Consider the following 14,114-nt stretch of genomic DNA (forward strand, 5'->3'; position numbering starts at 1 on the left):
TCACAACTTCAGGTCGAGCAACCCATCGCCCAGATCCCCGTCAGACAACGTCTGCTGGATCAATGCGCGATGTGCCTGCTCGCTCCACAATTCGAATTTGTCGCCCATGCCGAGCAGAACCGCCTTCTTTTCAATGCCAACGGCACCGCGGTGGCTGGCAGGAATACTGATGCGGCCGTTGCCGTCCAGCTCCAGATGCGCGGCCGAACCGACCAGCTTCTGTTGCAGCAGACGCACGACGCGCTGTGTGTTGGGTTTGGCCATGACGTCGTCGCGGACCCGCTCCCACTCCTGTTCGGCATACAGCCAGAGGCAGCCGGACTCGAACGGGTTGTAGGTCAGGACCAGGCGGTTGTTGCTCACACGTGCGACAAGGTCGCGATGCGCGGTGGGAACCGCCATGCGTCCTTTGTCGTCAACCGTGATGGCCGTCTCGCCCTGAAACACGACGCGTGCACCTTTCCTTCGCCTGGATGAAACATTGAACCACGAAAAACCACAAAAAACCCGGTTTTGCCTCTGTTGCCCACCTTAGCAGTGCCGATTGGGTTGTCAACAACTTTGCGAGCGAGAAATCGCCTTGGACATCAAGGGCTTGCAGCAATGTTTAGAGACTTGTTCAAGGCTTATCCACAAGTCGCTGTTTCGTCTCATTTTTTGAGATTGGGGCGAAGTTCAGGCGCGTGTAGAGGGCGTGAAACATAGGCGCGCATTCATCCCGAGCCCCGTCGCCATTGACTCGGTCTTGCGCAAACCCCGGCACAATGACGCCATGTGCCTGCTCGCCCTCGCCTGGAAAACCCATCCCCGCTGGCAACTGGTCATGGCGGGCAACCGTGACGAGTTCCACGGCCGCCCCACCGCGCCGCTGGCGGCCTGGCCAGCGCCGGACACCGGGCTGCTGGCCGGACGTGACCTGCGTTCGGGCGGCACCTGGGCCGGGGTTGCCGCGGGTGGCCGGATGGCCGTGGTCACCAATGTCCGCGATCCGCTCGCGCGCCAGACCGGCCCCTCACGCGGGGCGCTGGTGGCCGATTACCTGCGGGCGGGCACGTCCGCCGTGGCCTTCGCCGACGAACTGGCCTCCCGCGCCACCACCTTCGCGCCATTCAACCTGCTGCTGGCCGACCAGGAAAGTTGCCAGTTCCTTGGCAACCACCCGCTGGGCAGGCAGGCGCTGGCGCCCGGCATCCATGGCATGTCCAACGGGCCGCTGGATGCGCCCTGGCCGAAAACGTTGCGGCTGAACGCGGCACTGCGGGCCTGGATCGATCATGGCGAAGACGACCTGAGCGGTCTGTGGCGGGCCCTGGCCGATGAAACCCGGGCCGACGACAGCACCTTGCCCGACACCGGCATCGGCCTGGAGCGCGAGCGCTGGCTGAGTGCGGCCTTCATCCGCAGCCCCGAGTACGGCACCCGCGCCAGCACGGTCATCGCGCTGGATGCGGGCGGACAGGGCTTCATCCATGAGCGTCGCTTCGGCCCGGACGGTGCCTGCATCGGCGAGACGCGGCTGGGGGTCGGGCATGCGTCGCCCGGGCCGGTGGCGGATGCGCTCTCGCATCCGTCGCCCCTGTGACCGGGCGGATGTGCGAAAATGCGCGCGGCGGAGTCGGCCAGACAGTCGCGTCATCCCTTGCGGATGCCGAGGAAAGTCCGGGCTCCATAGGGCAAGGTGCCAGGTAACGCCTGGGCGGCGCAAGCCGACGGAAAGTGCAACAGAAAGATACCGCCTACGTTTCCTTCGGGAAGCCGGTAAGGGTGAAATGGTGCGGTAAGAGCGCACCGCGAGTCTGGCAACAGACCGGCACGGCAAACCCCACCTGGAGCAAGACCAAATAGGGACCTAATGGCGTGGCCCGCGTCGGGTCCGGGTAGGTTGCTTGAGCGCTGCGGTGACGTAGCGTCTAGAGGAATGACTGTCCACGACAAAACCCGGCTTATCGGCCGGCTCCGCCGCTTTTTTCGTCGTGACGAAAAAAGCCCCAAGGTTTGCAGCGCAAACCTTGGGCCCCGGGCCACCAGCGTCCCATTCCCCGCGGCTGTCGCCGCGCCCTCTTTACTGAAGGGGGCTGTGCCGCCAGATGGGTTGCGTGGGCTTTATTCAAATGCGGTGTTTGCTGCGGGTCTCGTAGAGCCACCCCATGGGTGGCTGCTGTTCGTTCCGGCGTCGCGTGCAGCCACCCATGGGGTGGCTCTACCTTTTCGGCGTCGCGTGCAGCCAGCCTTGGGGTGGCTCTGCCTGCGCCCAGCTCGCGATCAGCTGCCGTAGAGGGCCTTCCTTGGGGCGCCGGTGAGTTCTGCGGCCAGCTTGGCCGCGGTGGACGGCGGGAGGTGCTCGCTGAGCTTGGCGTACATGCGGCGGCCGGCGGCCAGTTGCGCCTGCTCGTCGTCGGCGGCGCCCTGCACCATCACCACGAACTCGCCCTTGCGCTGGTTGTCGTCCGCTTCCACCTGCTGCAACAGCGAGGCCAGGGTGCCATCGAGGACGGTTTCGAACAGCTTGGTCAGTTCGCGCGCGAGCACCGCCGGGCGCTCGGCGCCGAAGGCGGCGACCATGTCGGCCAGCGATTCGGTGATGCGGTGCGAGGATTCGTAGAACACCAGCGTGCGGGTTTCCCCGGCCAGGCCCTGCAGGCGTTCGCGGCGGCCCGAGCCTTTGGCCGGCAGGAAGCCTTCGAAGGTGAAGCGGTCGCTGGGCAGGCCGGCCACGCTCAGCGCGGCAATCGCCGCGCAGGCTCCCGGCACCGGGCTCACCCGGATGCCCGCCTCGCGCGCGGCGCGCACCAACCGGTAGCCCGGATCGCTGACCAGCGGCGTGCCCGCATCGCTCACCAGGGCCAGTGATTCCCCGGCCAGCAGGCGCGCGACGATGCGCTGGGACAACGCGTCTTCATTGTGGTCGTGCAGCGCCACCAACGGCTGCTGGATGCCGAAGTGGGCCAGCAACTGGCCGCTGCGGCGGGTGTCTTCGGCGCAGATCGCGGCCACCGAGCGCAGCACGTCCTGCGCCCGCGGCGTCAGGTCGGCCAGGTTGCCGATCGGGGTGGCAACGACATACAGCGTGGGGACAGCACTCATCGCAACGGCACTCGTGGGTCAAGGGTAGAATCGTACCGTTCCCCGGCCCTGGCCGCTGCCCCCATCGAATGGACCTGATCATGAACAAGCCCGTCGCACGGATCTCCGCCCTGTCGTTGTCGCTGCTGCTGATGGCCGGCTGCGCCACGACGAGCCTGACCAGCGCGCCCGAATCGCCGGCCCAGGCCCAGGCGCTGGCATTGATCGATCAAGGCAAGCCACGCGATGCCGCCGTGCAGCTGGAAGCGGTGGCCAACACGCTCAAGGGCAGCGCGCGCGCCGCCGCGCTGGCCGATGCCGCCTTCGCCTGGCATGAAGCAGGCGACAACGCGCGCGCCCGCAGCCTGCTGGCGCAGGTCACCGCACGCCAGCTCAGCGGCGCCAGCCAGCAGCGCTTCCACCTGACCACCGCCGAACTGGCACTGGCCGACAAGCAGCCGGCACAGGCGCTGGCCGCGCTGAAGGAGTCGGCCGACACCGTCGCGCCGCAGCTGCGCACGCGCTGGCAGCTCGCCCGCGCCGATGCGCTGGCCGCCAACGGCGACATCGTCGGCGCCGCGCAGGAGCGCGCGCGCGCGCACGCCGCGCTGACCGGCAAGGCGCGCAGCGACAACCAGCAGACCATCGCCAGCCTGCTGGGCAGCCTCGACGACGCCACCCTGCGCAGCCGCGCCGCCGCGTTGCCGGCCAACGAGCCGCTGTACAACTTCGCCGGGCGTGCGCTGATCGCCCGCGGCCTGCCGCTGCCGCGCCCGTTCGATCGCGAACAGGCCACCCAGTTCGATACCAGCAAGCGCCCGCCGGCCGCCCGCGACGGCTACCGCCCGCCGGTCAAGATGGCCGTGCTGCTGCCGCTGAGCGGTCGCCTGGCCACGGCCGCGCAGCCGGTCCGCGACGGCCTGCTCAGCGGCTACTACGGTGAAAGCCGCCAGCGCCCGGACATCCAGTTCATCGACACCGCCGGCACCGCCGCCGGTGCGGTGGCCGCCTATGACAAGGCCGTGGGTGCCGGCGTGGACTTCATCGTCGGCCCGCTCGGCCGCGACGAAGTGGATGCGGTGTTCGGCCGTGCCCAGCTGCCGGTGCCGGTGTTGGCCCTCAACCGGGGCAAGAGCAGCCCGCCCGCCGGGAGCGCCGGTTTCTCGCTGGCTCCGGAAGACGACGGCATCATCGCCGCCGAATACCTGCGTGGCCGCGAGCGCACCAAGGTGCTGGTGGTGCACAGCAATGACGACAACGGCCGCCGTGCCGCCGCCGCGTTCCGCGAGCGCTTCACCCAGCGCGGCGGCCAGGTGGTGGCCACCATCGGCGTGAACGAAGCGGTCGGCGACATCGGCGCGCAGGTCCGCGCTGCCGGTACCGTGGAGGGCGTGCTGCTGGCGGTGAAGGCCCCGCAGGCACGCGCGCTGGCGCCGCAGTTGGCGCTCGCCGGCGCCGGTGGCGCCACCCGCGTGGGCACCTCGCAGCTGACCATCGGGGCGGGCAAGGTCGAGGACGACATGGCGCTGGACGGCATCGTCTATCCCAACGAAGCATGGAACGTGCGCAGCGTCGCCGGCCTGCCGTCGGCCAGCACCGCCGGGCAGATCCTGCCCAACGCGCGCGGCGCGGCCGGGCGCCTGTTCGCGTTCGGTTTCGATGCGTGGAAGATCAGCGCCTACCTGGACAAGATGGCCAATGAGGGCGGCCTCGACGGTGCCACCGGCACCCTGTTCCTGGACAGCAATGGCAACGTGCTGCGCGTCCCGGCCTGGTCGACCTTCAGCGGCGGCCGGCCGATGCCGATCGCCAACTAAGCCGGTGCCAACCGCGCGGGCGCAGCGTGGCGCGGCGGTGGAAGCCGCCGCGCAGGCCTACCTGTGCAGCGCCGGGCTGACGCCGGTCACCCGCAATGCCCGGTATCGCGGCGGCGAGCTGGACCTGGTCATGCGCGACGGCGACACCACTGTCTTTGTCGAAGTGCGCTACCGCGCCAGCGCCGGCTTCGGCGGCGGCGCCGCCTCGGTGGACCTGCGCAAGCGGCGCAAACTGTTGCTGGCCGCGCAGCTGTTCCTGATGGCGCACCCGGCGCTGGCCGACCGACCGTGCCGGTTCGACGTGATCGAGGCCAGCGGCGAGCCGCCGCGGTTGAACTGGCTGCGCGATGCCTTCCGGCTGGAGGATTGTTGATGGCGAGCGTTTCCTGATGCCCAGTGTGTTCACCCACGCCGCGATCCCGCTGGCGCTGTGGTGCGCGTCCGATCGCGGGCGCGTCTCCACGCCGCTGCTGGCCGCCGGCGTCGTCGCGGCGATGCTGCCCGATGCCGACGTGCTGGCCTTCGCCCTGCACATTCCCTATGCCGACAGCTTCGGCCATCGCGGCGCCAGCCACTCGCTGCTGTTCGCCGCCTTGCTGGCCCTGCTCGCCGCGCTGCTGCATGCACGCCTGCGTGCCGGCGCGGTGCAGGCGGCCGCCTTCGTAGGCCTCAGTGCGCTGTCGCATCCGCTGCTGGATGCCTTCACCTCCGGCGGCCTCGGCGTGGCGTTGTGGTGGCCGTGGAGCGGCGAGCGCCTGTTCGCCCCGTGGCGCCCGATCCGCGTCTCGCCGTTTGCCGGCCAGTTCTTCAGCGCGCGCGGCCTGGCCACCGTTTTCTCCGAGCTGCGTTGGGTATGGCTGCCACTGGCCGCCGCCGTGGTCGGCTGGAAGTTGATCCAACGCGCCCCTGCCACTCCCCGGACGCCCTGATGCATACCGACCTGCCCGCCGCCTTCCTGTCCACCGTGCACGCGCTGTTGGGCGAGGACGGCTGGCGCACCGATGACAGCGCCCTCGCCGCCGCCGCGCAAGACAACTCGTGGCGCCAGCAGGTGCCGCTGGGCGTGGCGTTCCCGCGCGACCGCGGCCAGGTGGTGGCGTTGGTGCGGGCCTGCCGCGACCATCGCGTCGCCCTGGTGGCACGCGGTGCCGGCACCGGCACCACCGGCGCAGCGGTGCCGGTCAACGGCAGCATCGTGCTGTCCTTCGCGCGGATGGCACGCATCCTCGACATCCAGCCCGGCAACCGCTGCGCGGTGGTCGAGCCGGGCGTGCTCAACGGCGACCTGCAGCATGCCCTGGCACCGCATGGCCTGTTCTGGGCACCGGACCCGTCCAGCGCGGACATCTGCAGCATCGGCGGCAACCTGGCCTGCAATGCCGGCGGCCCGCGCGCGGTGAAGTACGGCACCAGCCGCGACAACGTGCTCGGCCTGGTCGCGGTCACCGGCGCCGGCGAGCTGATCCAGTGCGGCGGCGCCTATACCAAGGATGCCACCGGCTACGACCTCACCCACCTGCTGGTGGGCAGTGAAGGCACGCTGGCCCTGATCGTGGAAGCCACGCTCAAACTCACCCCGCTGCCGGTGGCGCAGGCTGGCCTGCGTGTGCTGTACCGCGACGCCGATGCGGCCGCCGCGGCGGTATCGCGGCTGATGGCGCAACCGGTGGTGCCCACGCGGCTGGAATTCATGGATGCGCGCAGCCTGCAGCTGCTGCGCCGCAATGGCGCCGAAGTGCCCGAGGCCGGCGCGATGCTGCTGGTGGAGGCCGACGGCGACCACGACACCCTGCCCTACCTGCTGCAGGCGCTGGCCAACGCGGCCGAGGGCGATGGCATGCTCGCACTGGACGTGGCCATGGAGGGTGCCGCACGCGAGAAGCTCTGGGCCGCGCGCAAGGCGCTGTCGCCGGCGCTGCGCAGCATCGCGCCGGGCAAGATCAACGAAGACGTGGTGGTCCCGGTCTCACGCATCCCCGCACTGGTGGCGGGGGTGCAGGCGCTGGCGCGCGAGCATGACCTGGTCATCGTCACCTTCGGCCATGCCGGCAACGGCAACCTGCACGTCAACATCCTCTACCACCCCGACGATGCCGCCGAGAACGCACGCGCGCATGCGGCGCTGCCGAAGATCTTCGCCTTGACCCTGGCGCTGGGCGGCACGCTGTCGGGCGAGCATGGGATCGGCCTGGCCAAGCGCGATTTCATGGCGCAGGCCTTCAACCCGGCCACGCTGGCGGCGATGCATGCGATCAAGCGGGCGCTGGACCCGGACGGCATCCTCAACCCGGGCAAGGTGCTGCCGCCGGCCGCCTGATGCCGCGGGCCTCGCCGAGCCCGGCGATGCTCAGTCGGCGAAATGCTGGTAGCCGCCCGGGCCGCGCTCGCCCTCGCACTGCACGCCCTGCCCGTCCACGATGCGGCCGATGCGGGTGAGTGGCAGGCGCAGCGATTCGGCCAGCGCGTGCAGCGCGTCGCGCTGGTCGGCGGCAGCGGTGAAACACAGCTCGTAGTCATCGCCGCCGCGCAGCGCACAGTCGCGCGCGGCATCGCGGCCGAGCACGCCACGCAGCGCGGCCGACAGCGGCAACGCGTCGGCGTCCACCTCGGCGCCGACGCCACTGCGCGCGGCGATGTGGCCAAGATCGGCCAACAGGCCATCGGAGATATCCACGGCCGCGTGCGCGAAGGCGCGCAGGCGCAGGCCCAGCGTGACCCGCGGGATCGGGCGCAGCAGGCGCAGGCGCAGCGCTTCGTAGTCGGCCAGCAGCGTCGCGGTGGCGACGTTCAACTCACCGCGTTGCCACAACTGCAGCGCGCCGGCGGCATCGCCCAGCGTGCCGCTGACCCAGATGTCGTCACCCACCTGGGCACGGTCGCGGCGCAGCGCCTGGCCACGCGCGACCTGCCCCATCGCGGTGACCGAGAGCGACAGTGGGCCACGCGTGGTGTCGCCGCCGACCAGCGCGATGGCGTGTTCGTCGGCCAGCGCGAAGAAGCCGTCGGCGAAGGATTCGATCCAGTCCGGGGAGGCATCGGGCAGGGACATCGCCAGCGTGCACCAGGCCGGGCGCGCGCCCATCGCCGCCAGGTCGGACAGGTTGACCGCCAGGGTCTTCCAGCCGATATCGAACGGCGCGGTGTCGTCCGGAAAATGCACGCCGCCGTTGAGCGTATCGGCGGTGACCACCAGGTGTTCATTGGGACGCGGCTGCAGCAATGCGGCGTCGTCACCGATGCCGAGCAGCACGTCCTCGCGTTCGGCGGTACGGGCGCGGATGCGGTCGATCAAGGCGAATTCGGCGAGGGACATCGGCAACTCCGGCAGCGGAACATCCGCCGAGTGGGGCCCGACCGTGGGTCGGATCCGGCAAGACCGTTGGGGTGTAGCGCCGACCGTGGGTCGGCTGCCATGAAACCGGAGATCATCCCGGCTGCGACGGACCGCGCTTTGCGCGGTCAGCCGACCAGCGGTCGGCGCCAGGGACGCGCAGCGGCGGGATCAGCCGCCGGCGGACACTCGACCGGCTCAGTGGCCGCTTTCGACCTTGCGCCATTCCACGGCCGCGCGATCGAGCACGCCGTTGACGTAGGTGTGGCCGTGTTCGGAGCCGAAGCGTTTGGCCGATTCGATGGCTTCGTTGATCACCACGCGGTACGGCACGTCCATGCGGTAGCGCATTTCGTAGGCGGCCACGCGCAGCGCGGCACGCTCGATCGCATCCACCTCTTCGATGCCGCGGTCCAGGTACGGGGTCAGTGCCTCGTCCAGGTCCTTGCGGTTGTCCAGCACGCCATGCACCAGCGCTTCGAAGTAGGCCAGGTCGGCGATTTCGCGGGCCTGTTCGTGGGCGAACTGGGCGATCACCGACTGCGCGTTGCCACCGGAGATCTGCCAGGCATAGATCGCCTGCAGGGCACGACGGCGCGCACGCGAGCGCAGCACCGGGTCGATGCCATCACGGCGGACCGGCTTGCCGGACGGCTTGCCCGGGTTTGACTTGTTCACGGCAACTGCTCCAGAAGATTGACCATTTCCAACGCCGTCAGTGCGGCTTCCTCACCCTTGTTGCCATGGCTGCCACCGGCGCGTGCCTCGGCATCCTCGGCGTTTTCCACCGCCAGCACGCCGTTGAGCACCGGCACGCCGAAGTCCAGCTGCACGCGCATCAGGCCCTCGGCGCAGCCATCGGCCACGTGTTCGTAATGGCGGGTATCGCCACGGATCACGCAGCCCAGGGCGATGATCGCCGCATGCTCGTGCGCGGCGGCCAGGCGGGCGGCCACCAGTGGCAGTTCCCACGCGCCGGGCACGCGGATCACGTCGATGGATGCTTCATCGATGCCGTTGCCGGCCAGGCTGGCGCGCGCCCCGGCCACCAGGACATCGGTGATGCGGGCGTTCCAGCGGCTGGCGAGGATGGCGAAACGGCCCTTTTCCGGGGTACGGAGGTCGCCTTCGTAGTGGCTCATGTTCGGCGTGGGGTCCAAAAGGTTGATTAGTTTACCGCGCACGGGCGCGCCAGAGGCTCAGCGGTCGCCAATTCGGCCACCGCATCGCCGTGCGCCCGGGCAGGGGCGCGTCAGGCCGGGCCGTCCAGCCGGGCACGGCCGGCGGAACGGGCCCGGGTCCACCCGGCTCAGGGCGTGACCGTCTCGACCACTTCCAGGCCATAGCCGGCCAGGCCGACCTGCCGGCGCGGGGTGCCCAGCACGCGCAGCTTGCCCAGGCCCAGGTCGGACAGGATCTGCGCCCCGGCTCCGTTGCGGCGCCACTGGCTCACGTCCTTGTCCTTGCCGGGGGTGACCGGCGCCGGCTGCTGGCGCAGGCGGGCCAGCAGGCTGTTGCTGTCGCGCGGGGCCGACAGCACCACCATCACGCCACGCCCGGCGGCGGCGATCGCGCGCAGGGCATCGGTGGAGGCCACGCCAAAATCATCGCGGCGCCAGTGCAGCAGGTCGGCCAGCGGGTTTTCCACCTGCACCCGGACCAGGGTCGGCTCGGCATCCGGGGTGCCACGGACCAGGGCGAAATGCAGGTCGTGGGCGATCCGGTCGCGATAGGTGACCAGCTTGAACGGGCCGAACTCGGTGTCGATGTCGCGTTCGTCCACGCGTTCGACGGTCTTCTCGGTGGCCAGGCGATACGCGATCAGGTCGGCGATCGAACCGATCTTCAGTCCGTGCTCGCGGGCGAAGACTTCCAGCTCGGGGCGGCGCGCCATGCTGCCGTCCGGGTTGAGGATCTCCACCAGCACGCCGGCCGGCTCCAGCCCGGCCAGCATCGCCAGGTCGACCCCGGCCTCGGTATGCCCGGCACGGGTCAGCACCCCGCCCGGCTGGGCGATCAGCGGGAAGATGTGGCCCGGCTGGTGCAGGTCGGCCGGCCTGGCGTCCGGCTTCACCGCAGTGCGGATGGTGTGCGCGCGGTCGTAGGCCGAGATGCCGGTGGTGACGCCCTCGGCGGCCTCGATGCTGACGGTGAAGTTGGTCTGGAACTGCGCCGTGTTGGCCTGGACCATCGGCGCCAGGCCCAGGTCGGCGGCGCGCTCGCGGGTCAGCGGCAGGCACACCAGGCCACGGCCGTGGGTGACCATGAAGTTGATGTCCGACGGCTTGACCAGCTCGGCGGCCATGATCAGGTCGCCTTCGTTCTCGCGGTCTTCGTCATCGACGACGACGACCATGCGGCCGAGGCGGATGTCCTCGAGGATCTCGGGGATGGAGGCGAAGTTCATGCGGTGGCTCCCTGCTGCGGACCATGCGCCGGCACGGCGATCAGCCGTTCGACGTAGCGGGCGACCAGATCGATTTCCAGGTTGACCGCACTGCCCACGCCGGTGGCGGCGAAGGCGGTGTGGGCGACGGTGTGCGGAATCAGCGCGACCTCGAAGCCCTGGTCGTCGACCTCGTTCACGGTCAGGCTGACCCCGTCCACGCAGATCGAGCCCTTCCTGGCGATGTAGCGCAGCAGCGCGGCCGGCGCGGCGAAGCGCCAGCGCTGGGCGCGGGCGTCGTCATGGATGGACAGGACCTGGCCGAGGCCATCGACATGGCCGCTGACCAGGTGGCCGCCGAGGCGGTCGGTCGGGCGCATCGCGCGCTCCAGGTTGATCACTGCGCCATCGGTCAGCTGGCCGAGCGTGGTCAGCCCGAGCGTCTCGGTGGAGGCGTCGGCCTGGAAGGTGGTGGCGTCGTGGGCAATGACGGTCAGGCAGACCCCGTTGATGGCGATGCTCTCGCCCATCTGCACGTTCTCGAACGGCAGGCTCCCGACATGGAAGGTGAAGCGGACATCGCCGCCCAGGGTCTCGCGTGCGGCCAGGTGGCCGACGCCTTCGATGATTCCAGTAAACAAGGAACGTTCTCCGCGGAAAGTGAGCGAAAAACGCCGCAAGGCATATAGGCACGCACCAGGCCGAAGGCCTGGTCGCACCGTCTTCTTTCATCCGGACTATACCGTCGGCTCCGGCATCGGACCGGATCTGCTGACCTTCCGGCGGAACCGGAAGCGCTCGCGGGCTCGTGCTTGCGCACCTACCGCCGGTGGGGAATCGCACCCCGCCCTGAAGACGTTTGTGTACCGGCGAACCGGCCTGGCCATTGTAGCAAGCGAAGCTGACTGCTCGCTTTTTGTGAAGATATGGTTAAAATCTGCCCGCGCGGCAGTGATCGCCGCCCCTGCCGCCCACGAAGGGCTGGCTGAAATGGACCTCAACGTCATCAAAGGAACCTGCATGCGCAAGATTCTCCTGGCCGCCGCCCTGCTGGCGACCACTCCGTTCGCGGCCTCCGCCGCTGAAACCATGAGCTACACCTTCGTGGAAGGCGGCTGGACCCAGCTGCAGCTGGACCGCAACGGCGCCGACTCCAAGCCGAAGCTGGACGGCGGCTACCTGCGCGGCTCGTTCGCCATCGCCGAACAGGTGTACGTCTTCGGTGGCTACAGCATGGTCTCCAAGACCTACACCTGGGACTACTACGGCTACAACGGCCGACTGAAGCAGGAGCTGCGCCAGCCGGAGCTGGGCATCGGCTACCACATGCCGCTGACCGACCGCCTGGACTTCACCACCGACATCGCGTGGCTGCGCATCAACAACGAAGCCAAGCTGTCCTACGACGGCGAGGAAGTGGATCGCCTGAAGGACCACACCAACGCCGGTCGCGCCACCCTGGGCATTCGTGGCAAGCCCTCGGCCCGTACCGAAGCCTGGCTGAAGGCCGGCTACATCGACGGCAGCGACATGGACGGCACCTGGGTCGGCACCCTCGGCGGCCAGGTCAACTTCACCCAGGCCTGGGGCCTGGTCGGTGAAGTGCAGGCGTACGACGACGTCACCCAGTTCTCGGTGGGCGTGCGCGCGAGTTTCTGATCGGGCAGCGACGGCTTCCGCCGCGCCATGATCGAACGGGCCCCGAAAGGGGCCCGTTTTTTTTGGGTTGCTCTCCCAATGGAGGGGAGTCGTGCGGGCCGCGCACCTGACTGCCCTTCGCCAGGCGCGGCTGCCGGGAAACGCGTTAGGCTTCGCCCCCTTCGCAGTGGACGCTGAACATGATGACGACCTCCCGGCTGCTCGCCCTCCCTCTCCTGCTGTGCGCGCCGCTGCTCGCCACCGCCGCGCCGGCGGCGGGGCTCACTCCCGAACAGACCTTCGACCTCTACGCGCGCGTTCTGCTCGAAGACGACGCCGGCGCGGCGCGCACGCTCAATGATGCGCTGCGCCCCGCGTTCGACGGCAAGGATGCGGTCACGCCGGCCCACGGCGAACTGGCCGGCGCGATGGCCGCGCCGTTGCAATCACTGTTGGCGAAACAGGCGGGCGGCGCCAGGGACAGCGCCGCGGTACCAGCGCTGATGGCGGCCAACCTGCGCCAGACGCGCTGTCGCGCCACCCATGCCAAGGTCCGGGACAATACGTACGTGGACGATGCAAAGATCGCCAGCGTCAGCTTCACCTGCCAGGTCACGGTGCTGGACGCGCTGCGTCCCTTGTTCAGCGCAGGGCTGCGCGATGATTCGGCCGAGAACCTCAAGCGCTTCACCGACGCCTACCTGCTCGCCCTGCGCGATGCGCCGCGACGTGAATTGAGCGGGCGCCTGGATCTGCATCCGGCCAAGGACAACGGCTACTGGTACAGCGGCAATCTGGACGCACTGGTGTCGCCGGTCGTGGACGCAGTGTTGCCGTTCAACGCGTGGCGCCAGGACGCCCTGGCCGACGCGGCGCCCAAGGTCACCGGCGTGCCGGCCTGCGATCTCCTGCTGCTGCAGCACCGCCAGTGCATCGCCAATACCGCGCCGGACCAGCTGCCGGGCGTGGAGGCGATGGCCGACGAGCTGAAGGCCAAGGCCGCGACCTCGACGCCGGCGGCGATGACACAGGAATGCAAGGCACTGCGCTCGATGGCCGAAGCGATGTGGGACGACGACTGCCGGTGAAGGGCGCGCACCGGCTGCGCGATCTGCAACCGATTGCATTTCAACGCCACCCCGGGAACGGGAGAATGTCCGATCACTCACGTTCGGGCCTGCTCGCATGTATCGCTCTCTGTTCCCGGTCCTGTTGCATGCGTCAACGGTGGTCGCCCACCCTGCGGTGTCACCCGAGGTCGAGTACACCCTGCAGGCCCGGGTACTGCTCCAGGACGACAACGACGCACGGGCGACGCTGTTGGCGGTCAGCCAGGATGCCGTGCCCGAGGGCACCCTCGATTGGGACGATGTCATCGATGATCTTCCCGCATGGCTGACCCGCGAGGGCATCCAGCCACCGTCCCGGGCAGTGATGCAGGAGCTGTCCGAGGCGCTCCGGATCCGGCTGCCACGGGTCACCTGTACGGCACGCGACGTCGTGCCGTTGGGCAGTCCCGAGATCGCGCAGTACACGCTTGCGTGCATGGTTCCGGATGTCGAACCGGCCTTCGCCGCCTACCGCGCGATGCGCACTGGGGATGATGCAGACCGCGACGCCCTGAGCGATGCTTTTTTTGCGACGTTCGCCGCACGCCTGCGCGGCGACACCGCGGTGGCCCATCTCTCCACGGCCGTCGGCTGGTCGTCGTTCCGTCATGGCGATGTCCATGCCGCGCGTGCCGAACACCTCTACCGCACCGTACTGTTCGGCCTGCTGCCGTTCGCCGAGTGGGATCGACGGATCGCGTCGGACGCGGGCCGGGACGGCCACGAAGGGCCGGGCGACTAACATCACCGGGACGTTGATGGGGCACGGA

The 14,114-nt window shown here is 69.3% G+C and carries 15 protein-coding genes, 1 other RNA gene and 1 riboswitch; of the genes, 9 read left to right on the forward strand and 7 right to left on the reverse strand.

Annotation, left to right across the window (positions count from 1 at the left end; all coding sequences use genetic code 11):
- On the reverse strand, positions 1-447 hold the full coding sequence (mraZ, locus tag AC06FD_RS15585) for a division/cell wall cluster transcriptional repressor MraZ (RefSeq protein ID WP_259209259.1): 447 nt from the start codon (positions 445-447) through the stop codon (positions 1-3).
- Positions 448-772: 325 nt separating this feature from the next.
- Between mraZ and AC06FD_RS15590 the strand changes: the two genes are divergently transcribed.
- A complete protein-coding gene (locus AC06FD_RS15590; RefSeq protein WP_478078294.1) occupies positions 773-1,582 on the forward strand; it encodes an NRDE family protein in 810 nt (269 codons plus the stop codon).
- A 29-nt stretch (positions 1,583-1,611) separates the two neighbouring features.
- An RNA gene (gene rnpB, locus AC06FD_RS15595) (RNase P RNA component class A) lies at positions 1,612-1,962 on the forward strand.
- 300 nt (positions 1,963-2,262) lie between these two features.
- Here rnpB and rsmI read toward each other — a convergent pair.
- Entirely contained in the window at positions 2,263-3,084 is an 822-nt protein-coding gene (rsmI, locus tag AC06FD_RS15600; RefSeq protein ID WP_394163856.1) for a 16S rRNA (cytidine(1402)-2'-O)-methyltransferase, read from the reverse strand.
- An 80-nt stretch (positions 3,085-3,164) separates the two neighbouring features.
- On the opposite strand from rsmI, the gene AC06FD_RS15605 reads away from it, so the two are divergent.
- The 4 genes from AC06FD_RS15605 to AC06FD_RS15620 are packed head-to-tail and all read left to right on the forward strand — an operon-like array spanning position 3,165 to position 7,197.
- Positions 3,165-4,880 (forward strand): penicillin-binding protein activator, encoded by a 1,716-nt coding sequence (locus tag AC06FD_RS15605; RefSeq protein ID WP_259209265.1) that lies wholly within the window; start codon positions 3,165-3,167, stop codon positions 4,878-4,880.
- 4 nt (positions 4,881-4,884) lie between these two features.
- Positions 4,885-5,253: a YraN family protein gene (locus tag AC06FD_RS15610; protein ID WP_259209269.1), complete on the forward strand. Its 369-nt coding sequence runs from the start codon at positions 4,885-4,887 to the stop codon at positions 5,251-5,253.
- Positions 5,254-5,269: 16 nt separating this feature from the next.
- Positions 5,270-5,809 (forward strand): metal-dependent hydrolase, encoded by a 540-nt coding sequence (locus AC06FD_RS15615; RefSeq protein ID WP_259209270.1) that lies wholly within the window; start codon positions 5,270-5,272, stop codon positions 5,807-5,809.
- Positions 5,809-7,197 (forward strand): FAD-binding oxidoreductase, encoded by a 1,389-nt coding sequence (locus AC06FD_RS15620; protein ID WP_478078295.1) that lies wholly within the window; start codon positions 5,809-5,811, stop codon positions 7,195-7,197. The genes AC06FD_RS15615 and AC06FD_RS15620 overlap by 1 nt, the downstream gene beginning before the upstream one ends.
- 30 nt (positions 7,198-7,227) lie before the next feature.
- Here AC06FD_RS15620 and thiL read toward each other — a convergent pair whose 3' ends face one another.
- The 5 genes from thiL to AC06FD_RS15645 form a co-directional block, all read right to left on the reverse strand.
- Positions 7,228-8,193 carry a thiamine-phosphate kinase gene (gene thiL, locus AC06FD_RS15625; RefSeq protein WP_259209275.1) on the reverse strand — a complete coding sequence of 322 codons (966 nt, stop codon included), beginning with the start codon at positions 8,191-8,193 and terminating at the stop codon, positions 7,228-7,230.
- Between the two features lie 216 nt (positions 8,194-8,409).
- Entirely contained in the window at positions 8,410-8,889 is a 480-nt protein-coding gene (gene nusB, locus AC06FD_RS15630) for a transcription antitermination factor NusB (RefSeq protein ID WP_259209277.1), read from the reverse strand.
- Positions 8,886-9,353, reverse strand: coding sequence for a 6,7-dimethyl-8-ribityllumazine synthase (gene ribH / locus AC06FD_RS15635; RefSeq protein ID WP_259209279.1), 468 nt, complete (start codon positions 9,351-9,353; stop codon positions 8,886-8,888). The genes nusB and ribH overlap by 4 nt, the downstream gene beginning before the upstream one ends.
- A gap of 167 nt (positions 9,354-9,520) precedes the next feature.
- The gene (gene ribB / locus AC06FD_RS15640) at positions 9,521-10,618 is read right to left on the reverse strand and encodes a 3,4-dihydroxy-2-butanone-4-phosphate synthase (RefSeq protein ID WP_478078296.1); all 1,098 of its coding nucleotides are present in this window, start codon (positions 10,616-10,618) and stop codon (positions 9,521-9,523) included.
- Positions 10,615-11,238, reverse strand: coding sequence for a riboflavin synthase (locus AC06FD_RS15645; protein ID WP_259209282.1), 624 nt, complete (start codon positions 11,236-11,238; stop codon positions 10,615-10,617). Before AC06FD_RS15645 ends, ribB begins: the two co-directional genes overlap by 4 nt.
- Positions 11,239-11,313: 75 nt before the next feature.
- Positions 11,314-11,458: riboswitch (FMN riboswitch) on the reverse strand.
- Positions 11,459-11,617: 159 nt separating this feature from the next.
- Between AC06FD_RS15645 and AC06FD_RS15650 the strand changes: the two genes are divergently transcribed.
- The 3 genes from AC06FD_RS15650 (at position 11,618) to AC06FD_RS15660 (ending at position 14,086) form a co-directional block, all read left to right on the forward strand.
- The gene (locus AC06FD_RS15650; protein WP_394163850.1) at positions 11,618-12,256 is read left to right on the forward strand and encodes a hypothetical protein; all 639 of its coding nucleotides are present in this window, start codon (positions 11,618-11,620) and stop codon (positions 12,254-12,256) included.
- A gap of 179 nt (positions 12,257-12,435) precedes the next feature.
- On the forward strand, positions 12,436-13,323 hold the full coding sequence (locus AC06FD_RS15655) for a hypothetical protein (RefSeq protein WP_478078297.1): 888 nt from the start codon (positions 12,436-12,438) through the stop codon (positions 13,321-13,323).
- Positions 13,324-13,462: 139 nt separating this feature from the next.
- Positions 13,463-14,086: a hypothetical protein gene (locus AC06FD_RS15660; protein WP_478078298.1), complete on the forward strand. Its 624-nt coding sequence runs from the start codon at positions 13,463-13,465 to the stop codon at positions 14,084-14,086.
- Positions 14,087-14,114: the final 28 nt, after the last annotated feature.

The sequence above is a fragment of the Stenotrophomonas sp. Steno-Z1 genome, assembly GCF_056393175.1.

Excerpts from the sequence above, each read along its gene's own strand:
- AC06FD_RS15590 (WP_478078294.1), top strand. The coding sequence starts at position 773 with ATGTGCCTGCTCGCCCTCGCCTGGAAAACCCATCCCCGCTGGCAACTG.
- rsmI (WP_394163856.1), bottom strand. The coding sequence starts at position 3,084 with ATGAGTGCTGTCCCCACGCTGTATGTCGTTGCCACCCCGATCGGCAAC.
- AC06FD_RS15605 (WP_259209265.1), top strand. The coding sequence starts at position 3,165 with ATGAACAAGCCCGTCGCACGGATCTCCGCCCTGTCGTTGTCGCTGCTG.
- AC06FD_RS15615 (WP_259209270.1), top strand. The coding sequence starts at position 5,270 with ATGCCCAGTGTGTTCACCCACGCCGCGATCCCGCTGGCGCTGTGGTGC.
- AC06FD_RS15620 (WP_478078295.1), top strand. The coding sequence starts at position 5,809 with ATGCATACCGACCTGCCCGCCGCCTTCCTGTCCACCGTGCACGCGCTG.
- thiL (WP_259209275.1), bottom strand. The coding sequence starts at position 8,193 with ATGTCCCTCGCCGAATTCGCCTTGATCGACCGCATCCGCGCCCGTACC.
- ribH (WP_259209279.1), bottom strand. The coding sequence starts at position 9,353 with ATGAGCCACTACGAAGGCGACCTCCGTACCCCGGAAAAGGGCCGTTTC.
- ribB (WP_478078296.1), bottom strand. The coding sequence starts at position 10,618 with ATGAACTTCGCCTCCATCCCCGAGATCCTCGAGGACATCCGCCTCGGC.
- AC06FD_RS15650 (WP_394163850.1), top strand. The coding sequence starts at position 11,618 with ATGCGCAAGATTCTCCTGGCCGCCGCCCTGCTGGCGACCACTCCGTTC.
- AC06FD_RS15655 (WP_478078297.1), top strand. The coding sequence starts at position 12,436 with ATGATGACGACCTCCCGGCTGCTCGCCCTCCCTCTCCTGCTGTGCGCG.